The sequence below is a fragment of the Psychrobacter sp. JB193 genome (assembly GCF_002285555.1).
Lineage (GTDB): Bacteria > Pseudomonadota > Gammaproteobacteria > Pseudomonadales > Moraxellaceae > Psychrobacter > Psychrobacter alimentarius.
In genome coordinates, this window is the sequence record NZ_NRGY01000002.1 from 1,014,192 (window position 1) to 1,036,011 (window position 21,820).

Here is a 21,820-nt window from a genome sequence, read left to right on the forward strand (position 1 = left end):
ACTATGTACTAAGATCGTTTATATAGATTATTTATTTGCCCTTGGCGTCTGCCCAAATGATTTTGTGTAGTTGCAACTGAAAGCGTACGGGCAGAGCGTCAACCAATATCCATTCTGCTAGTTCGCGTGCCAATACGGGTACATCAGGACCGATGTCCTCATCAACATCCTCTCCAACATTGAACATGGGCGAAAACCAAACCGTACCAACCCGTTCATTGAGTTTATGTTCAGCCAGTTTTGCTTTTGCCCACTTATAGTCTTCGCGGTTCATAATGACGAATTTAATTTGGTCATGCTGAGTCAAATAGTCGAGATTTGACCATAAGTTTTTATCAACTTCACCTGAGCTTGGCGTTTTGAGATCCATCACTTTACTGACAGCGGGTGGAACATTTTCTACTGTCAGAGCGCCGGCTGTTTCAAGCGATATCTCATAGTCTTCGCTCAGCAAACGTTTCATCAACTCAATCGCGTTTGGTTGAGCGAGAGGTTCACCGCCAGTCAAGCAGATGCGTTTACATGGATGGCTTTTTATCATCGATATAATCGTATCCAATGATTGACGTTCACCGCCAGTAAAGGCGTATTCGGTATCACAATAGACACAGCGTAATGGACAGCCAGTCAGGCGCACAAATATCGTTGGTAAGCCTGAGGTCAGCGCTTCACCTTGTAAGGAGTAAAATATTTCTGTCAAACGTAGACCCGCTTCAGGATCTGTGACAGGGATGGTGGCATTACGTAAGATTGACATAGAGAGGCACAGTATAGGAGTAAGAATTAAAAAATTAAGGATGAAAAAATGAGGTTAGAGTCATCACTTTTGTCGCTGGTATTATACGCTGATATTGAGCAGTAAACCGTTGTTTGCGAAGAGTAACATATTTTGAATAGAGAATTCACAAATGTCTTAATTGGTATTGTGATACATCAAACAGTTTGGATTAGCATGCCTTACTAAGAGAATGTTTCTCTCATATAAAACGGTATTTTTCACTGGGTTACTGACAGTATAAAGGTGCTTAGAAAGCTCTAAGCACCTTTGACAAAAATTATTATGAAATGAATCGGTTATTAAGATTAGTCTAAACGCAATAACTCATTTACAGCGGTTTTTGCACGCGTTTGTGCATCAACTTTTTTCACGATAATCGCAGCATATAAGCTGTGTGTGCCATCTTCTGATGGCAAGCTACCTGGTACGACAACAGAACCAGCTGGTACACGACCACGATGAATTTCGCCAGTTTCGCGATCATAAATACGCGTAGATTGACCGATATACACACCCATAGAGATGACAGCGCCTTCTTCTACGATCACGCCTTCAACGATTTCAGAGCGAGCACCGATAAAGCAGTTGTCTTCGATAATAGTCGGATTGGCTTGTAATGGCTCTAATACACCACCGATACCAACGCCACCTGATAAATGAACATTTTTACCGATTTGAGCACATGAACCCACAGTTGCCCAAGTGTCTACCATGGCACCTTGATCGACGTAAGCGCCAATATTGACATACGATGGCATAAGTACAGCACCAGCTGCAATATATGAGCCTTTGCGTGCAACGGCTGGTGGTACAACACGTACGCCAGCTTCTTTAAACTGAGCTTCGGTCCAATCTGCAAACTTAGTCGGTACTTTGTCATAAAACTGTACATGTTCGCCAGCGGCTTGAACATAGTTGTCATTGAGACGGAAAGACAGTAAAACGGCCTTTTTCGCCCACTGGTTTACGACCCATTCGCCATCCTTTTTTTCTGCAACGCGTAATGTACCGTCATCTAATTGCTCAAGTACTTGCTCGACCGCTTCACGAACGTCTTGTGGCATGGTGCTTGGGCTGTATTCGTTGCGATTTTCAAAAGCTTGTTCGATGGTTTGTTGTAGTGACATATAGGTTCCTAATGTTGATGAAAGAGTAGTACAAGTGACTATTATTAAGTAACTATTATAATGAAATGAAGCTTGTGACTTAGACGAAAATTTGCTTGCCATATTGTCTCTAATTTAGCGACTTTTAGCAAACGCGTTGAGCGTAAACTTGCACATCTGCTTTAGCGATTAGGAATATTGCTCTCTAACCACTCCAAAATATCCTCATAGACACTCTGATTGTCTGTTTCATGCAATGGCTCATGACGCATGTTGGCATAGAGCTGAATATCTACGGTGCTAAAATTTTGCTTGTTTAAGCGCGTGACAATTTTACGAATGCCTTTACCCATATCACCGATTGGATCTTCTTCACCACTAATAAATAGCATTGGGAAATTTTTGGCAATCGTGGTAGACCAGCGTTTGTTTAAACCTGTCTCCATGAGTGAAAACAACGTCATAAAGCCATTATTAGTAAAGTCAAAACCGCTCATTGGATCGGCTTCATAAGCGGCAACATTGGCTGGGTTCTCGCTCAACCAAGCAAATGGCGAGGAAGACGTGTGATTATCGAGTCTGAAATTCAGCACCTTATTCATGACTGTCCCCAATACTTTATTTGGTTGTCTAGGAGCAACTCGTGCCAGTAATCGATTAATAGGTAGCAACACTTTGGTCAATGGGTTGGTATCAGCTGTTCCCATCAGAATGGCACCCGAAAAATTGTGTGCATGATGTTTGAGTACGTTGCGTACAATGAACGAGCCCATAGAATGACCCATCACAAAATGCGGTACGTTAGGGTGGCGAGACTTTAGGCTATCTGCCATAACAACGACGTCTTTTAACAACGACTGTACTGGGTGTTCTTCACCAAAAAAACCTAAGTCTTCTTCTGTTTTAACGGTCTGACCATGACCAAGCTGATCGTAAGTTGCTACAGCGATACCGTTATTTGCCAAAAACTGTGCAAAACCTGTATAGCGACCACTGTGTTCTGCCATGCCATGTACAATCAACAATGTGGCCTTTATCGCCATGTCTTGATTGCTTGGTTCAAAAAAACTGTGATGTAAGTAGTGGATGTTGTCAGAGGAAAGAATGTGATCGTTACTTGTATCAGGGTGGCTAATCATATCGAGCTCCTTAAATGATGTTACTGTTTTTTAATTTTAATCAAACGGTTTTGGATTTTATTCAATCACATAGAGAGTAATCTTAAAAAAGTGTGTCAAAAATATCGGCCTATTATACGTCGCATCTTCAATGATTGTACGTAACACTGATAATCATCTGACATTTTTTATTCTTTTTTATCACTTTAGCTGCTTTTAGCTGATGTATTCAAAATCTATGCTTATGTTACCAGATTGGTGGATGTTACCAGATTGGTAGACCACAAAACTTGATAGTGTCATTGTGTTGATAAGTTGACGGACTGATGCGCACGATTGAGCGTTATGTTTTGAGCATTGTGTTTATAGTCATTAAACTTACTGAAGAGCTTTTAAATAGGGGCCTACCTCTTTTTAAACAAGGATAAAGGTTTACAATGTTTCTTAATTTTGCTTAAATAGTTTAACAAATGAAACTTTGTTTCGCTTAGCAAAACGAATATTCATAGAGTGCTGTATAGAATATTTGGATAGATTTGTTAGGTGTCTTTGTTTTAGCGACATCAATAGCAATGATTGAGAGTAGCTGAGCATAGGGCACACGGTTTATTTATCAGAAGGATTACTATACTATTACAGCTCTGTAATGCGTTAATTGCAGTAGCAATGCAATTAGATTTATTAAACTGATTATTTTCAAGGATGAATTCAATGCTCAATTCTCTAAAATCCCCATTACTTTTATCAGCAATGCTAAGTGCCATTTTAGGTCTGACAGCGTGCTCATCTCCAAGCTCAGAGAACAGTGAAAGCGCAGCGGCAGATAGTAGTGCTACGGACGAAAATAAGCTTGATACTAAGTTTCTTACCATCGCGACAGGCGGTGCATCAGGCCCTTACAACATCATCGGTACTTCATTATCAGAAGTCTATGTAAAGACTTTTGGAGTCAACTCAAAAACGCAAACCACCGGTGCCTCAGTTGAAAACGTCAATCTATTGACTCAAGGTAAAGTTGATATGGTGCTGGCGCTCAGCGACGTGGTTACAGACGCGGTCGAAGGCAAAAACAACTTTGATAAGCCAATCACCAATATTCAACAGCTGGCTGTCTTGTATCCTAACGTGGTGCAAATTGTCACCACCAAAAAATCGGGTATCAAAAATATTGAAGACCTAAAAGGCAAGCGCATTGCAGTAGGAGATCAAGGCTCTGGGACAGAAGTCAATGCGCGAACGTTATTAGAAGGGTTCGGGATTACTTATGATGATGTGACGGTTGATTATCTTGGCTTCTCTGAAGCAGCCGATGGTATGAAAGCAGGTAAAATCGAAGCAGCGTTCTTTAGTAGTGGTCTTCCAAACTCATCGTTGATGGAATTAGAGCAGGGCTTAGACTTGCAATTGGTTACTATCGATCAAAACAAACTCAAAGAAATCATTCAGTCAAAACCTTACTTTAAAACCTTTGAGATTCCTGCTGGTACTTATGGCAATGACACGGCCATTCCAACCGCCGCCATTATGAATGCCTTATTGGTTAGCTCTGATCTGTCAGAAGCAGATGGCTATAAGTTGACCAAAGCATTATTTGATAATTTGGATGGTCTAAAAACAGCGCACCAAGCCGCTAACGATATCAGTCTAGAAACGGCTAGTGAAGGTATGGTCGCTCCAATTCATCCTGGCGCTAAAAAGTACTATGACGAACAAGCAGCCAAATAAATTATTATGGTTAGTCAGTGGCGCAGCAGGCATTGCGGCACTGATATTTTTTACTCTATGGGTGGGCTTCGCTCAACAATCTGTTGTTGAAGTACGAGTCGCAGGACTAGGGGGTGATGACGACAAGGTTTGTTATTTTACCGACCCTGATTTTGAGCTGCGCTGGATACATTCTGTAGAAAAGCAATGGTGGGAAGAGCAATACCAACGCATGGACGATGAATTGCTACTGACCACCACTTATTTTGAGGCTTTCGGGGCAGGCACGCCCTCTACCGAAAAACTCGCTCCCGTACAAAAACCTGGCTATCTGGGTTATCAAATCGATGAAAAGCTGCCTAACCTCAATTGGGTAGTATCTAGACTGACCAAAGGTGAGATTAATTACGGTGGTCATCGTTTTTTGATTCATCAATGGGTGCCAGACTATTCTGAAGTGGTGATCATGCCTAAGACGTATGGTTTAATTGATAGATTTGAAAAGGACTTGTGTCATGAACTCCCAAGTGACGGATCACAATAATGATTTGCCCATACATTCCAACACCGACTCTAAGACTAATGTCGACGCTGAACTTGAGGTGCAAGCCCACAATAAAGCCATATTAGAAAAATACGATCGAGAGTCAATCACGCGTCATATCACTCAAGGACCAGTAAAGTATTTCATCGCTGGTATTTGTATACTCTATTCACTTTTTCATTTGTATATCACCTTTAACCCGATGCCCGCATTGTTACAGCGTTCTGTGCATGTAGGCGTCGGTTTTGCGCTTATCTTCTTAATTTTTCCAGCCAGTAAAAAAAGCAGCCGCAAGCGAGTGGCTTGGTATGACTGGATTTGGTTCGCTCTTTCCTTATCGGGGATGGCTTATTTGATCTATGAATATCAAGACATTGTCACCTCACGTGGGGGCATGGCGAATATGACAGATGTCATATTTTCTTTGATTACCGTTATCTGCGTATTAGAGGGAAGTCGCCGTATCACAGGTTGGATTTTACCGATATTGGCTGCTATATTTTTGGCGTATCCGTTTGTAAGTCATTTGAATTTTATGCCAGACAGACTGCTGACTCGTCCTTATGACATGGGCGATATTTTTGGTCAATTATTTCTAAAAACTGAAGGCTTATATTCTGTTGCAATTGGTGCATCGGTTACTTTTATCTTCTTATTCATTCTCTTTGGTGCTTTCTTAGCACGCTCAGGGATGGGACAGCTTTTCAATGATCTAGCATTGGCTATTGCTGGCCATAAAAAAGGTGGCCCTGCAAAAGTCGCAGTTATTTCCAGTGGTTTTATGGGAAGTATTAATGGGTCGGCGCTGTCGAACGTGGTGAGTACAGGCGCTTTTACCATCCCTTTGATGAAAAAAGTTGGTTATCACAAAGATTTTGCTGGCGCGGTTGAGGCGAGTGCGTCTGTCGGCGGGCAGATATTGCCACCAATTATGGGTGCCAGTGCATTCATTATGGCAGAGACTACAGGCCTGCCTTATAGTACGATCGCCTTGGCAGCATTATTGCCTGCGATATTGTATTATTTGGGCGTAATTGCACAGGTGCATTTTCGGGCGGGGCGTCGTGATTTAAAAGGCATTGCAAAAGAGAGCTTGCCAGCAGTAAAAGAGGTGTTAAAAGCACGCGGTCATATGTTATTGCCAATCGTGTTCTTGATTTTCTTATTAATCAGAAATGTGCCAGTGGGTTATGCGGCCGCTTATACCATTGGGTTTACTATCTTAGTGAGTATGCTACGTGCTGAGACTCGTATGAGCTTTGCAGATATTTTGGGCGCACTAGAAGATGGTGCGCGCCAGTCGCTCGCGGTAATGGCTGCTTGTGCGGTCGTTGGTATTATCATTGGGGTGGTGAGTCTGACCAGCTTTGGTACAGTGATGACGTCCTCTATCGTCACGCTTGGTGCAGGATCGCTGTTCTTCACACTTATTTTAACGATGCTAGCATCTATGGTCTTGGGGATGGGGCTACCGTCTATTCCTGCTTATATTATCACCGCGACAATGGCTGCTCCAGCCTTGGCTGGTTTTGATATTCCGATCTTATCAGCGCACATGTTTGTATTTTACTTCGGTATCTTTGCTAATATTACACCGCCTGTGTGTTTGGCGGCCTTTGCTGGTGCTGGCATCTCGGGTGGTGATCCGATGAAAACCGGGTTCTTGTCGCTCAAGCTGGCGCTGGCAGGATTTATTGTGCCCTTCATGTTTATCTATAACCCAACGATGTTGATGATAGATCCGACAGGTCTAGCGGTAACGGCCAAGGATTTCCCGCTACCACCGATTGTAGATATCATTACGGTTGTTGTGACGTCGGTCATGGGTGTCATCGCTTTAAGCTCAGCATTGGAAGGCTATTTTAAAGGAGACATGAATCCGGTGACTCGTGTTATCTTAGCCATTGGTGCTCTATTACTGATTTATCCTGAAATTACCACAGGTATTGCAGGTGGCGTGATCGTTCTTGGTATTGCTGCATGGAATATGAAGACAAGTAAAGCACCTACACCAACGGTGAGTGTTTGATTTTGAATATGCAGTACCAATTCCAAAACTGTGAGTAGCTGTGTCAAACTCGTTTAGTCTACAATACGTAGTACTTGCACTCGTTTTCCTTGCTACTCAAAATTTTGGTAATGGTATAAATTTGAAGTATTTAGACTTTAGTTACTGATATTTTAAGATAGAAACTGTTGATCAAATCATAAAAAAGGGTGAATAGCAGATATCTGCTATTCACCCTTTTTTCGTTTGTCTATAGTTTGGTATAAATCACTAAAGCATGATTAACAGCCAAGTTTGCCTTCAGCTTCTAACGCTTTTTTGCTGCGAATAGGGGCTGGGCAATCTTCACCATAGTACTGACGATCAGCGAAATAACTTGAGCGTACCATCGGGCCTGCCCAAATGCTAAAGAAGCCAATCTTTTTGCCGTAGTCCATATAACGCTGAAATTCATCTGGATGAACGTAACGATCGACTGGTGCATGGTTTTTGCTTGGTTGTAAGTATTGACCAATCGTAATCATATCGACATCATGCGCTTTTAAATCGTCAAGCAACGCATAAATTTCTTCTTCAGTCTCACCAAGACCCACCATAAAGCCGCATTTGGTTGCGATATCAGGACGACGCTCTTTATAAATCTTGAGCAAGTCAAGCGAATGCTGATAGTCAGAACCTGGACGGAAGGCTTTGTATAGACGTGGTACCGTTTCGATATTGTGGTTAAACACATCTGGTGCGGTCTCTGTCAATAAGTCTAGAGCGATATCCATGCGGCCACGGAAATCTGGCACTAGGATTTCAATCAAACAGTTGGGGCTAAGCGCTCTTGATTCGTTTAATACTTCTACAAAATGTCCTGCACCACCATCTTTTAGATCGTCACGATCGACAGAGGTAATGACGGCATATTTAAGCTGTAGACCTTGAATGGTTTCGGCAGTATGACGTGGCTCATCCTTATCTAGCTCATTAGGGCGACCATGACCGACATCACAGAATGGACAGCGACGCGTACAGATATCACCCATGATCATAAAGGTTGCCGTACCGTCGGCAAAACACTGCGGCAGGTTAGGGCAGGCCGCTTCTTCACAAACGGTATAAAGCTTCTGCTCACGAAGAGTGGCTTTGATGCGCGCCACTTCAGCAGGCGACGACATTTTTACTCGAATCCAGTCAGGCTTCTTCTTTGCCTCAACCGTTGGGATTACTTTAATTGGGATACGCGCAACTTTATCATAGCCACGCAATTTTTCGCCTTGGATCGCCTTTTTGGGTTTGGCCTTGGCGGCAGGGACATGGGTTTGTACGGCAGTTGTCATAATAAGTTTATCTCTTAACCCTTTATAGAATAAGGGTTTATGGAATTATTAGCATGGTTTCTGAGTTGGGCCATTATAACAGAAATTTAAAGACTGATTTTTAATCAATGCGATTAAGATTATTCTATATTTCAAACTACTGTGTTTTCGAAACAACTATATTTTCAAAACTACTGGTCATTAAAGTTATTGGCTATAAGAACCATTATGCGACTAAGAGTACTAGAGCGCTATTGTTAAGCATAGTTTTAAATATCAATATCGATATTCAACTCATTCAGTGCTTCTATGGCAGCGCGAAAGGCTTCTTGAGTAGTAGGTGCACCGCAGTATGGCAAGCTATGCATTAGGATTTCTCGAATCTCAGCGACACTTGCACCATTATTAATCGCGCCTTTGATGTGTCCTTTTAATTCATTTGGACTTTTTTGCGCAATCAAAAAGGCAATCGTGATTAATGAGCGATATTTGCGCGGTAATACCGAATCATCTTGCCACGTACTACCCCAAGCATGTTCAATGATCCAATCTTGTAAAGGCTGAGTAAAACCAGTAGCAGTCTCTAATGACCGCTTTACATGATCTTCACCCATCACCTCGGTACGAACCTTTAAACCATTTTTGTAATGAGCAGTAATGCTTATACTCGTATCTTGATCGGTTTCCCTATTATCGTTCATATGGCATCCTTGCGGCTAATAAAATTGTTATGGCCGCGCTATTTTACCAAAATCATATTTTTATCAAAGCATTATGTTATAAAAAACGATACCTATCATATGGTATTCACTTTGGTATAAATCAAGCAATCGGTTATAAAAACTATCTGTCCAAAATTGAACCTCAAATAACAATTTCAGAAAGGCAGTCAATCATATTTTTGATACTACTATTTTTCTACTAAATGTCCAATATGGCCCCATTATGCGCCTTTTCAAAGCTCAGCCATTAACATTTAGAGCATTTTAAGCTATGATTGCACGACTTATTATTCCATATGGTGCATGGTCGCAGGCTGTCATGTTGACTACCCACGTCATGTACTAAATCCCCAACTGACGAGGACGATTATTGTGTTAGAAGCTTATCGTAAACATGTCGAAGAACGTGCTGAGCTAGGAACCGTACCACTACCATTGAATGAAAAACAAGTAGCAGAGTTGGTCGAACTATTAAAAAATCCGCCAGCAGGCGAAGATGCTTTTTTATTGAACTTATTAGAAAACCGTATTCCTGCTGGTGTTGACCAAGCAGCTTACGTTAAAGCAGCATTTTTAGCCGCTATCCTAAAAGGTGAAACATCTTCACCATTGATCAGCAAGCAAAAAGCAGTCCAAATCTTAGGTACAATGCAAGGTGGCTATAACGTGCAGCCATTGGTTGCGGCATTAGATGATAGCGAAGTCGCACAAGATGCTGCTGAAGCATTGAAAAAGACATTGCTCGTCTTTGATGCATTCAATGATGTCACTGAAAAAGCAGAAGCGGGCAACGATATTGCAAAAAGCGTTGTTCAGTCTTGGGCCGATGCTGAATGGTTCTTGAACCGTGACGCAGTACCAGAAAAAACCACATACACCACGTTCAAAGTGACTGGCGAAACCAATACGGATGACTTGTCACCTGCGCAAGACGCATGGAGCCGTCCTGACATTCCACTGCATTCATTAGCCATGCACAAAAACTCACGCGATGGCATCGATGCGGATCAAGAGGGCGTTGTTGGCCCAATGAAGCAGATCGAAGCGCTTAAAGAAAAAGGCCATCCGCTAGCCTACGTGGGTGATGTTGTTGGTACTGGTTCTAGCCGTAAGTCTGCTACCAACTCAGTACTGTGGCTCATGGGTGAAGACATTCCTAACGTGCCAAACAAACGCGGTGGCGGTCTTGTACTTGGTAACAATATCGCTCCTATCTTCTTTAATACCATGGAAGATTCAGGCGCATTGCCAATCGAAAAAGTCGCGGTTGATAACCTAAACATGGGTGATGTGTTTGATATCTATCCATACGAAGGCAAAATCACGAAGCATGGCTCTGACGAAGTACTTTCTACTTTCAACTTGAGTTCGCCAACATTGCTTGACGAAGTACGTGCTGGTGGCCGTATTCCATTGATCGTTGGTCGTGGTTTGACTAACCGTGCTCGTGAATATATGGGTCTTGGTCATTCAGACGTATTTGCTAAGCCAGAAGAACCAGCTGATACTGGTAAAGGCTTCACCCTTGCACAAAAAATGGTTGGTAAAGCTTGTGGTCTAGAAGGCGTACGTCCTGGTATGTACTGTGAACCAAAAATGACCACCGTCGGTTCTCAAGATACAACAGGCCCAATGACGCGTGATGAGCTAAAAGATTTGGCATGTTTGGGCTTCCAAGCGGATCTCGTGATGCAGTCATTCTGTCACACAGCCGCTTATCCAAAGCCAGTTGACGTTGAGACTCAGCATACACTACCTGACTTTATCATGAACCGTGGTGGTGTCAGCTTGCGCCCAGGTGACGGTATCATCCACTCATGGTTGAACCGTATGCTACTTCCAGATACCGTTGGTACTGGTGGTGACTCGCACACTCGTTTCCCAATGGGTATTTCGTTCCCAGCCGGTTCTGGCTTGGTAGCATTTGCTGCAGCAACTGGTGTGATGCCACTTGATATGCCTGAATCTGTCCGTGTTCGTTTCGTGGGTGAGCGTCAGCCTGGTATCACGCTACGTGACCTAGTACATGCGATTCCTTATCAAGCGATCAAAGAAGGTTACTTAACCGTTGACAAGAAAGGTAAAATCAACGAGTTCAACGGCCGCATCCTTGAGATTGAAGGTCTAGAAGACTTGACCGCTGAGCAGGCGTTTGAGCTATCTGATGCCTCAGCTGAGCGTAGTGCTGCTGGTTGTACCATCACTTTGTCTGAAGCGTCAGTGACTGAGTACCTAAACTCAAACATCACGCTACTTAAGTGGATGATCTCTGAAGGCTATGGCGATGCGCGTACCATCAGTCGCCGTGTTGAGCAAATGCAAGAGTGGTTGGCTAATCCAAGCCTCATGCGTGCTGATGACGACGCGGAATACGCCATTGACATCACCATCGATATGTCTGACATCAAAGAACCAATCCTTTGCTGCCCGAATGATCCAGATGATGCCAAAACCTTGGCTGACGTGGCTGGTGATACCATTGACGAAGTATTCATTGGCTCATGTATGACCAATATCGGTCACTTCCGTGCCGCTGGTAAACTGCTACAAGACGTACCAGCAGGAAGCCTAAAAACTCGTCTATGGATTGCACCGCCGACCAAGATGGATGCACGCCAGTTGATGGAAGAAGGGTACTACAACATCTATGCTCAAGCTGGCGCTCGTACTGAGATGCCTGGTTGTTCACTATGTATGGGTAACCAAGCACGTATCGCACCGAAGTCTACTGCAGTATCGACGTCTACGCGTAACTTCCCTAACCGTTTGGGTCAAGGCGCTAACGTATATCTGGCTTCTGCAGAGCTTGCAGCAGTTGCCGCCGTACTTGGTAAATTACCAACGAATGAAGAATATCAGCAGTATGCTGGCATGCTAAACAGCATGGGCGATGAAGTCTATCAATACATGAACTTCGATCGTATGGAAGACTATACGGAAGAAGCTGATAAGATTAACGTTGCTCAGTTGACCTAATCTTTAAGATTAAGTAAAACGTTTTAAATTCTACCTTTCTTATTTAAATAAAAACCCCGTATCATAATGATGCGGGGTTTTTGCATTGTAAATACATAGGCTGATTTTTTATGCCATCTTATGTATAATATAAGTGCAGGCGGAAACCGTGGCTCTGCACGTTATTTATCTTTTCTAACTCGGGACGGACCGATACTTTGATATGCACTTCTTTGTTTAAGTACAGGTGCTTTGGAGTCTTGGTTGATTACTTTATCCCCACTCAAACGTCGCTTCATTTATGTGACATCTTTCGAAATCATCGCTATTATTTTATCTACTCTTATATTGATGAAGCTTAGTCATAGCGATGCAGCAGAATCCTTGCCTATCGCAGTAATGATGTCGATGGCAGCCGTTATTTGGAACTTTATATACAATACCGTTTTTGAAGCGTGGGAACGTCGCAGGCAAATTGTACGTCGTACGTTATGGATACGTAGTGCCCATGCTTTTGGTTTTGAAGGCGGCCTAGTATTGATCTGCTTGCCACTCTATATGATTTGGTACGATGTTGGTCTAGTAAAAGCCTTTATGATGGAGGTAGCGCTGTTGCTATTCTTCTTAGTCTATACTTTTACGTTTACTTTAATTTTTGACAAGATATTCTCATTACCTTATCAACATGAGTCAGCTTCCGCATCATAAATAACGACTATACTGTTAAGCAGTGACAATGACATTGCGTACAAGAAAGGCTGCTAATGAGCAGCCTTTTTAACCATATCATTAAATCGCCGATCAGTTATTTACCTTGATAAACGGGTTTGCGCTTCTCCATGAAAGCAGTAATCCCTTCTTTAAAGTCCTCTGTCACGGCCATCATGTTTTGTTGTTCAACTTCCATATCTAGGGCTTCATTCAACCCGCCAAATGCATGTACATTGATCATATGTTTCATAGATGCCAATGCTTTGCCAGGTAGATTGCTCAAGCGCGTGGCTAGTGCTTGAACGCTTGCATCTATCTCATCAGCGCTGACGACAGTATTTACTACATTTAATCGTGCCATATCATCGGCTTTGAGCTTATCACCAAGCATAACCAGTTCAGTCGTCTTGGCCGCTCCAATCAATTGATTCAATAAGTAGATACCGCCTGCATCTGGAATGAGGCCAATATTGACAAACGCTTGAACAAACTTCGCATTTTCGCTGGCGATACGAAAATCACAAGTCAGTGCTAAGTTCATACCAGCACCTGCCACTGCGCCTTCTAGTTTTGCGATAATTGGTTTGTGGATATTGCGCAGCTTCAGGCTAATCTCTGCCACTTCTCTCAGCATAAAATCAAGCTTAGCAACTAGGGCTTCAGATTCCATACCATTTTCAAGCATCTCACCAATGTGACCACCACTAGAGAAGTTATTGTTTGCGCCTTGTAGTACGATGACGCGTATCTCTGCGTCCTCATCAGCCCTATTGAGTGCTTCCATCATCGCGTTTTTTAATGGGGTGCTAAACGCATTCAGGGTTTTGGGGTCGTTCATGGTGATCGTCGCGATATGATTTTCGCTTTGATACTCAACGAGAGAATGTGGCATCTGATATTTCCTTATTTTTAATGACTGTTTACAATAATTATTTGAAGTTGATATACAAAAATTGACGACAACAAGACGCTCAATGCTCATTACTATAGCAGCTTGCTATGATTATAAAAGTCGGTTTTGTGGGCGCTTAAGACACATTCAAGTCTCAGTCAAGCGCTATAAATGAGCGCAGGTATTTTGTACGAAAGGCTCAATACGTATCGTTATTAAAAATATGAGTCATACGATGATGTTGAAAGGATTAAGCAAGTCGATTGGATAGTAAAGCACTTTTAGAGAATGATATTTAAGAGGTTGAGTATTTGATATTTTATCTATAAAAAAGACCAGCATCATCAGGTGATAGTGGTCTTTTTATGTCATTAGATGGGTCAATATTTAATGTTTAGAGGCCTGAGATGTAGTCGATACTACCATCATCTACTTTGCCAAACACCTCAGCGCGATTCACGATCTCAGTGGCCCAAGCGCGATGAGTGGCAGGTTCGAGCATAGTATTGTTATATTTAAACACTGCTTTGGCTTCGCTATGAAGTATCGCTTGCGCCTCATCTAAAACGCTCGATGGTACGCGATAGGCTTGTTGTACCAAAGCAATTTGGCTCGGATGAATAACGGTCTTACCGACCAATCCCAAACTGACATCATGAGTCAGCTCTTGCATAAACAACGTTGGCTGATCTAAATACTCAAACACGGGCGCTGTCAAATAAAAACCATGCGGCACAAAGCAGCCAAGTAACTGATAGGCAAGGGTGCCAATAGGAGTATCATAAACGATGCTATTTTTTGGTCGTCGTAAGCGCAGCGTGGCAAATAAATCATTGCCACCGATGCGCAGTGCAAAAACTGGTTGGTTGAATGCTTCTTTGAACGCAATAGCCAGCTCTTGGTTATGATGCGGATTAAAAAGTGCGGCGGTTTCAAGGGTTGGCATGAGCAATTGATCGGCGCTCAGATTCTGACAAGCCATGCGCCAATTGGACAAACTGCACATATCGACTTTTGGCATGACAAAGCCGTCAATCAAGTCAATATTGGCGTAGTCAGCCAGCTGTTGTAGCATTGCCGGATTACGCGGACGAATAAATACCAGTGGGCGAGTCGGATGTTGTGCTTGTTGCTTTGTTCGGAGATCATTCTGTTTTGATGGATTGTTAATACTGTCTATATGCGTGGCCCATGTCTGGAGCAATACTTGCAAGCGTTCGAGTGCCAATTCGACATCGTTATGACTGACCGCATCTTCTAAGCAAATAATAATGCTATTGATCGTTGGCAGTTTTTCACGCGTGATGACCTGCCAGATATCTTGACGCGTTGCAGGCATATAAAGACTGGCACCAAGCTGATAAGGATGATGGGTATGCGGTCTAACCATTGCATGACGCTCAGTCACCAAATGCGCATAAGACTGGGTGTAGCTATAAGTGTGTGACTCATTGTTTAACGTATTTGGCATAATCGGCATCGTAAGTAGTAAATGGTTATAGAGATAGTATATAAGCTGACGGTCTAGCTCTGACTATCAGTTGTTTCATACACAGTTGTATAGCAGTCATTAATGATCTTTGCTACGCTGCTTAATAAGGGTGATGGCTTGATAAGGCAGTATTTTATCACCTAATACACTGACAATGATATTTCGTTGCTTGCATAAATGTCGCAGCAATGTGGTATCAGGGTGTTCGGCAGTTGCCAGTAATATACGCTCGGGGTCACGGCGCAATATCGCTCGTGTCGCCTCTGCGATCGTTGGCTTGATACGGTTGCGATTGGTAATACCATAATCAGCTGCCAGTTTATCAATTAAATTGGCCGTCTGGTAGCGTGGCTGCTTGAACGTTGGTAAATACTGCGGTGCTATAGATAAGTTGTGGCGTGCGACGTTGATACGATCAATAAAAGCTAAGCTATGATCTGCTTCAACCAAATTGCCATAAAAAACACTGCGGTGAAGCCCTGATTGAGGCTCAGTGTATAAACTGCGCGATATAAGTCCCGATACAGTACTGTTTAACAGCCCTGAGGGGATCAACCAGTCTTCCTCACTGGCACTCAGCCAAGCAACGCCCGCAGGGTCAGCCAAGGTCAATAAAGGAATCACCTCAGCACCTTGATGGAAAATATTGGCAAAGTTAGGGTGACTAGAGTCGCTAAAGGTCTCAAGGCTGCGAATGAGTTCTTGATAAATCGCTCCTTTACCTGTCCAGCCATCCACAAATACGATAGGAGAGTCTGGATAAGCGTCCAATAGCATTTGTAGAGCAAGTGGATCAAGACCACGGTCACGTATGATACTAATGCCATAATGTACACTTGGTAATGCGTAGTTACTCTGCGTATCGGCAATGGCTCTTTGCAATAGCACCCCAATCGGCAAACCCGCTCGTACTAAACTGACCAAAACCAATGGCTGCTCATCGCTGACGGTTGGCTGAAAAATACGATGTAAGGTATAAGCCAAATTCGCAATATCAGTCGCGGTTCTCGCAGTTCCTTGTTCTAGCGCCTGGATGTAGAGCTGCTCATGCATGGCACTTGGTGCGTCCTCCAGCGTCAGCATATCTGAGTAGTGCCGTTGCCCATTTTGGATAAGAGCTTCTTTTTGGCTGACGGGCACATCGGCAACGGCATCTTTAGCGACAATATCAAGCAGTACTGTCACATCGCTGGCAAGATAACTACCTGAGCCATAGTTTGCTAAATCGGCTCTTTTTGTGTTTTTATTATTTGAAATCATAAGAAGAATATTTACACTCGTGGTGATGACAATGAGGTTGCGCGGTTATGATTAAACACAATTACTGAGTAAGGCGTTGCTCATGTAGCTGACCATGATTGGGCATGCCGTACCAGTCAAGCAATTGTAGAAATGGCAAATCCGCTAGGCTGTCACCGAAGCCGAAGCTGGGACGATTTTTGTCTAAATGGTTATCTAATAGAAACTTTACGGCATGATGCTTATGAACCGCATGCGGCAATATCGCCAAATTGTTCGCATTCACATGTACATAAAAATGGGCGTCAAAATCTGGTATCAGCGCAGGCAGCTGCTGAGCCAACTCTGCTAGTACTTGGTGGTCTTTTTGCGCATGTTTAATAGCCAAATAGACAGTCAAATTCGTATCATTATTGCTGCTAGAACCATGACTGAAGCTATCAATGTGCGGTGTCAATACTAAGCTATCAAAAAGAGTATTAGAAGGATGGTCAAGCAACTCAGTAAGCTGGTACAGCTTGTCTTGTATGGGGGCAAGTGCTTTATACATCTGCTGCTGCCAATCGTTAAATAGTGCTCCATCAGAGGTTAAGATAATTGCGCCATGGGTCAATACTTGCCAGCTGTTAAAAGGCAGTTTTACACGCTTGATTTCGCTGCGGTCACGTGCCGTTACTACGATTAAATCAGTGCTCGCAAACAGCCAATTCACAAACGCAGCTTGGCGCTGACTCATGAAACTTAGCGGTTCGCCTTTTTTATTGACTGTCGCACACACCAAATGTTCAGGTTCAGCAGTAGGCACATTCCATGCGTCAATTTTACGCTGAGTTTGGAATAAAGTATCGTCCAAATCCATGAGAGCATAAGGCTTAGTAATGTTTGGATTGGCTTGAAAAAATGGGGTAGTCATGGATTATTTGTGCCTTGATTGTTTTTAAATAATTTGCTTTGATATAAAAAACTATCGATAACATCTTGCGTTCTGCGTTGCTGAAAACTCAGTCATGCCCACTATCGGCACCTACCACAAGCACGTTATCTAAGCCTTTCCACATGTCATCAACGCTATCTACTGAGGTCTCAACGCATAAGACAATCAAGTCCCAATCATTTGGCTCAACGTTATAGACAAAGTTGGTCATGCCAAGCCCATAATTATCGCTAAAGCTCAACATAGTGGTAATGGCACCGCCAAGCGCGATCGGTGAGCGTGTCAACGCACTAAAGTTAACCGTAGACTCGGTGTTAGCCTCTTGCCTTTGAGTGTGCATTTCAAGCCATTCTGCCAATAAAAAAGGCAACCAAACAAATTCATTACTTCCCAGCACCAAGATTTTTTTGGGCAATTGAGCAACTGCAAAATTGTCTTGACCGCTGAATTTGGTAAAAGAAGCCTGAAATTTCGACAGATAGTTATCAAAGCCGTCCGTGCTGTCTATCGTTGGAAAACGGCCCCAACCACCCGTATGACCTAATGCTTGACTGCCAGCCTCAGTTGTATCGACTGATGGCATAATAATTGGCTCAGGGTTAGGTGCATCTGTCCACTGCCAAGCCCCAGAGAGCAAATGATGACGATGAAAATCAACACCTGCCAAGCGTGCCGCCATTTGCTCAGGTATCGCGCTATCGCCTGTCTCGTCTGTTTTGTTCTGATCCAATGACCAATCAACCAATGTGGTGAGATGTACTTGTTCTAACTGCGTGAGTCCTGCATTACGTAAAGCTGTGACGACATTGACACACGTATTACCTGTTGAGGCTTCATCATCAACCATGATAAGGGTTTTGCTGGTGAGCAACTGATCTTGAGTGACTTTATCAGCACTTTGATAGATCAAGTGTTGACTGGCATGGCTGTGGTCTTCACTAAATGTCGTTAGCAGTGACTCAGTACTGTCAGCAGTGTGCTGCGCATGACGGGTAGAATTTAACAGTAAAGCATTTGGATAACGCGTTTGTAGCGCTTGATGCACGCCAGCTGACAAACCAACGGCTGTTTCTGCCATGCCAATGACCAATATAGGTTCAGGCAGCTGGCTAGGAACTAGATTTGCAAGCTCGGTAAAAGCATAACGCATGGTGCTGGGAGCAACTGGAATATGACGACCCAATACTTTTGAGACAAACAAAAACGCCCGTTTTGGATTGATGCGCTGGGCAAAACCAAGCAAATCTTCTAACTGGTAATGATTAAAATTGTCCGAACCTTGCTTATTTGAGCTGTGGCTACTTGTTGCAGAATTGATCTGATAAGTTAAGTCAAGCGTGCCTCGCGGCAAAATAATAGTCGTACTGTGTTGCTTATTTGACATTCATGTTCCTTGATACTTTTAATTTTATACAGCGACAAGCTTTTTAACTTTGACGCTTTGCCAGTTGTAGCGTAGCCAGTTATTTACTCAGTAGTGCTTTCTTCAATTTTTACACCTGTCATGACCGCGCGCACTTGGCAGGGTATTATTTGTTGTGCTATATCTGCAAGCTTTGGCTTTTCGGTCAAACCTAACCAATAGGCAAAACCAATTTGTGTCAAATCTACACCGCTATGTGTGGTATAACCAATACCACCAGACGGGCGGCTATTGATTTCAAGCACACGATGCTGACCATTCTCATCAGCTTTGGTTTGCACACTGACAATACCGTCACATCCGAAAGCTTGGATCAATGGAATGACAACATCCATGACCGATTGCTCGTAACCGATGTGCTGAATTTTTCCTGTTTTATAACGCGTGACCGCAGCCAAGACTTCGCCATATTCGCACACCACATCGATTGAGTACTCTTGTCCTGGCAGATACGGCATCAGTAACATAGGAATAGAACGCTCTTCTAACATTAGACTGTGTGTGTAAGCATTGAGAAACTGAGCCGTGCTGATCCTTTTTTCTTCAGTAAAATACAAGTGCTCAAAGCTATCATATTGCTTGCCTGTCTCTTGTCCTGAATCTAACTGCCAAAATCCTTGTGCAAAGATTCCAGTGACAGGTTTGATGCATAGTGGCTGATGATCATGTTCGGCAAGTAAGTCTTTAAGCTCTGCGATATTGTCAAAGCGCCAAGCGTGTGCGACAGGAATATCATGCTGATGACACTGTTGCATAAAGGCGAACTTATCATCGATTGTTTTTAATGCATCGACGCTGGTCGCGCCCGTCAATAGACGGATACCCGCTGCGTCAAATTCTTCACGGTGTTCTTCATATGCGATATTATTGCGTCCAGTAAGCAATACTTTAGTATGGTTTTGACGCGCATGTTCTAAGACAAATTTCCAACGCGGTATGACTGGTTCGGCATCAGATTTTTTGTCAGTATTGGCAGTGGTGTCAAACGGCTCATAATACACTTTATCAGCAAATTCAAAAATCTCAGGTCTGTTGTGACGGTGTGAGGCAATGATAGAAAATGGCGTAGTAGACTGATCTTTCAATGCTTGTAGGCTGTCTAACATATCGCGCTGGCTAGATTGACCTTCAGCTAACCAAGCAGCTGTTGATGGGATATGGTGGCTATCGTGAATAGGGTTATCCATAATTCTCTCTTGTCATAAGTGTTAACTGTCATTGGATAACTCAGTGTCGTCATCGCAACACTACCAGCAATGTAAGTCAAACCAATCAGGGTTTGGTAACGTTATTTAAGTCACTTTGTCTAATGAGCCTGAAATGGGATAGGTGCCATACTGCCGATAGCAGCGTATATTATATACAAATGCTAGGCGTTATAAATACTCCTGACACGATAGTAGCGAGTATTTTTTAATAGCAATTTTTTGAGTATTTTTAATATGTTATGAAATGGGGTTACTCATCAAAACAAGGATATATCCATACTACTAAAGTCGGATAGCTGGCATAATAACCACAATGCATAATAAATTATTTAAAGGACACATAATGAGCCAAATTCACTCTCATACACTGGTTGCAGGTGCCAATGCGCCTCTGCCAACTGAAAACATCAGTATTCGTATATTAAGTCAAAATGCGATTGATTGTGCTGCGTATCGCCTCACGAGTAGTGGTAAAGTGCGCGGTGATGGCGACATGATATTTTATGGACAGAAGCGTAGCGATGATGGCAGTGTTAGCTTTCGCGGTCATGAAAGTGATGGATTTTTTGATATTAATTTGCCTGCTCAACCTGCAAGCATCGAAAAAATAGCCCTTGCATTCTCTAGTGAGCAAACCTTGTCCCAAGTCGGGGACGTAGACATTCAAGTGTTGCAAGGCAATCAAGTGCTAATGACTTGCCAATTAAGCGCGGCTGGGCGTAACGAAAAAGCCATTATTTTGGCTGAATGTTATCGTAGACAGGGCAGTTGGAAGTTTCGTTTTATTGCTCAAGGGTTTGAAGGTGGTCTAAAGCCTTTGTCTGAGCATTTTGGCGTTGAGATTGCGGATGAAGTACCAGCCCAATCCCAGAATCACTCTCAAAACCAGAACCAGTCACAACCTATCAATACACAACGTCCAATTAATACACAAAAAGCAAGTAGTGCTTCTCAAGCAAGCACACCACCACCGATTCCATCCAATCCTTCAATCAATCTAAGCAAGATCACACTAACCAAAAACCAATCCAGCATCAATCTTAAAAAACGCGATGACTTTGGCAAAATTTCTGTCAATCTAAACTGGAATCAACGTCCAAACACTGATAAACAAGCACCCAAAAAAGGGTTGTTGGGCGATCTTTTCAAACAGCATAAGGCCGGCGGTATCGATCTTGATGTTGGTGCAATGATTCACCTAAAGAGCGGTGAGAAAACACTGATTCAAGCGTTAGGCAATCGCTTTGGTAGTTTGCAATCAGCGCCTTACGTTTGTCTGCGTGCCGATGATAGAACAGGTCAAATCAGTGGTGGAGAATGGCTTGATATTAATGGCCAGCAATGGTCGCAAATTGAAGAAGTATTTATCTTTGCCTTTATTTACGAAGGCGCACCCAACTGGGAAAAAACCGATGGGGTAGTAACCATACATGTACCTGAACAGTCGCCGATCGAAACACGTTTAACAGAAGGTGCTGGTAATCTGCCGATGTGTGCCATTGCACGTTTGGTCAATCAGCAAGGCAGTATCAATGTTGAACGTATCAATCAGTACTTTAAAGGCCATCAAGAAATGGATAAAGCCTTTAATTGGGGATTTAGCTGGAAGCGTGGCAGTAAATAAAACAGCATAGTAAAACATAAAAAATCAGCCCCTTTATTACAAATAGAGGGGCTGATGA

Annotated in this window: 17 protein-coding genes; 6 read left to right on the forward strand and 11 right to left on the reverse strand. The window is 43.0% G+C overall.

All coding sequences use genetic code 11. The features are described from left to right. Positions 1-31: 31 nt before the first annotated feature. From queE to CIK80_RS12370, 3 genes are all read right to left on the reverse strand, one after another. Positions 32-757: a 7-carboxy-7-deazaguanine synthase QueE gene (gene queE, locus CIK80_RS12360; protein ID WP_095570228.1), complete on the reverse strand. Its 726-nt coding sequence runs from the start codon at positions 755-757 to the stop codon at positions 32-34. A gap of 326 nt (positions 758-1,083) precedes the next feature. After that, on the reverse strand, positions 1,084-1,905 hold the full coding sequence (dapD, locus tag CIK80_RS12365; RefSeq protein WP_095570229.1) for a 2,3,4,5-tetrahydropyridine-2,6-dicarboxylate N-succinyltransferase: 822 nt from the start codon (positions 1,903-1,905) through the stop codon (positions 1,084-1,086). Positions 1,906-2,066: 161 nt separating this feature from the next. Next, entirely contained in the window at positions 2,067-3,023 is a 957-nt protein-coding gene (locus tag CIK80_RS12370) for an alpha/beta fold hydrolase (protein ID WP_095570230.1), read from the reverse strand. Between the two features lie 690 nt (positions 3,024-3,713). On the opposite strand from CIK80_RS12370, the gene CIK80_RS12375 reads away from it, so the two are divergent. From CIK80_RS12375 to CIK80_RS12385, 3 genes are read left to right on the forward strand one after another with little or no spacing between them, the layout of a single operon-like run. Beyond that, positions 3,714-4,727, forward strand: a complete 1,014-nt coding sequence (locus tag CIK80_RS12375) for a TAXI family TRAP transporter solute-binding subunit (RefSeq protein ID WP_095570231.1) — start codon at positions 3,714-3,716, stop codon at positions 4,725-4,727. After that, on the forward strand, positions 4,705-5,250 hold the full coding sequence (locus CIK80_RS12380) for a DUF1850 domain-containing protein (protein ID WP_095570232.1): 546 nt from the start codon (positions 4,705-4,707) through the stop codon (positions 5,248-5,250). The genes CIK80_RS12375 and CIK80_RS12380 overlap by 23 nt, the downstream gene beginning before the upstream one ends. After that, positions 5,222-7,279 carry a TRAP transporter permease gene (locus CIK80_RS12385; protein WP_218830330.1) on the forward strand — a complete coding sequence of 686 codons (2,058 nt, stop codon included), beginning with the start codon at positions 5,222-5,224 and terminating at the stop codon, positions 7,277-7,279. Before CIK80_RS12380 ends, CIK80_RS12385 begins: the two co-directional genes overlap by 29 nt. A 260-nt stretch (positions 7,280-7,539) precedes the next feature. On the opposite strand, the gene lipA is transcribed toward CIK80_RS12385, so the two are convergent. Together lipA and CIK80_RS12395 are read right to left on the reverse strand one after the other, a co-directional pair. After that, positions 7,540-8,583, reverse strand: a complete 1,044-nt coding sequence (lipA, locus tag CIK80_RS12390; protein ID WP_057760861.1) for a lipoyl synthase — start codon at positions 8,581-8,583, stop codon at positions 7,540-7,542. A gap of 248 nt (positions 8,584-8,831) precedes the next feature. Then, complete coding sequence (locus CIK80_RS12395) at positions 8,832-9,263, reverse strand: carboxymuconolactone decarboxylase family protein (protein ID WP_095570233.1); 432 nt, start codon at positions 9,261-9,263, stop codon at positions 8,832-8,834. Positions 9,264-9,656: 393 nt separating this feature from the next. Here CIK80_RS12395 and acnB point away from each other — a divergent pair, with 393 nt between their 5' ends. Continuing rightward, a complete protein-coding gene (acnB, locus tag CIK80_RS12400; RefSeq protein ID WP_095570234.1) occupies positions 9,657-12,260 on the forward strand; it encodes a bifunctional aconitate hydratase 2/2-methylisocitrate dehydratase in 2,604 nt (867 codons plus the stop codon). A 243-nt stretch (positions 12,261-12,503) separates the two neighbouring features. Further along, positions 12,504-12,947 (forward strand): PACE efflux transporter, encoded by a 444-nt coding sequence (locus CIK80_RS12405; RefSeq protein ID WP_062845010.1) that lies wholly within the window; start codon positions 12,504-12,506, stop codon positions 12,945-12,947. A 97-nt stretch (positions 12,948-13,044) separates the two neighbouring features. On the opposite strand, the gene CIK80_RS12410 is transcribed toward CIK80_RS12405, so the two are convergent. The 6 genes from CIK80_RS12410 to CIK80_RS12435 form a co-directional block, all read right to left on the reverse strand. After that, entirely contained in the window at positions 13,045-13,842 is a 798-nt protein-coding gene (locus tag CIK80_RS12410) for an enoyl-CoA hydratase-related protein (protein WP_095570235.1), read from the reverse strand. Between the two features lie 394 nt (positions 13,843-14,236). Beyond that, a complete protein-coding gene (locus CIK80_RS12415) occupies positions 14,237-15,313 on the reverse strand; it encodes an HpcH/HpaI aldolase/citrate lyase family protein (RefSeq protein WP_095570236.1) in 1,077 nt (358 codons plus the stop codon). 99 nt (positions 15,314-15,412) lie between these two features. Then, positions 15,413-16,594, reverse strand: coding sequence for a cysteine protease StiP domain-containing protein (locus tag CIK80_RS12420; protein ID WP_095570237.1), 1,182 nt, complete (start codon positions 16,592-16,594; stop codon positions 15,413-15,415). Between the two features lie 61 nt (positions 16,595-16,655). Further along, positions 16,656-17,486, reverse strand: coding sequence for an HAD hydrolase family protein (locus CIK80_RS12425; RefSeq protein WP_095570238.1), 831 nt, complete (start codon positions 17,484-17,486; stop codon positions 16,656-16,658). Positions 17,487-17,574: 88 nt separating this feature from the next. Then, entirely contained in the window at positions 17,575-18,891 is a 1,317-nt protein-coding gene (locus tag CIK80_RS12430) for a phosphoribosyltransferase domain-containing protein (RefSeq protein WP_095570239.1), read from the reverse strand. Positions 18,892-18,974: 83 nt separating this feature from the next. Then, a complete protein-coding gene (locus CIK80_RS12435; protein WP_095570240.1) occupies positions 18,975-20,117 on the reverse strand; it encodes an ATP-grasp domain-containing protein in 1,143 nt (380 codons plus the stop codon). Positions 20,118-20,481: 364 nt separating this feature from the next. Between CIK80_RS12435 and CIK80_RS12440 the strand changes: the two genes are divergently transcribed. Then, positions 20,482-21,762 carry a TerD family protein gene (locus tag CIK80_RS12440; RefSeq protein ID WP_095570241.1) on the forward strand — a complete coding sequence of 427 codons (1,281 nt, stop codon included), beginning with the start codon at positions 20,482-20,484 and terminating at the stop codon, positions 21,760-21,762. The last annotated feature ends 58 nt before the right edge of the window (positions 21,763-21,820 follow it).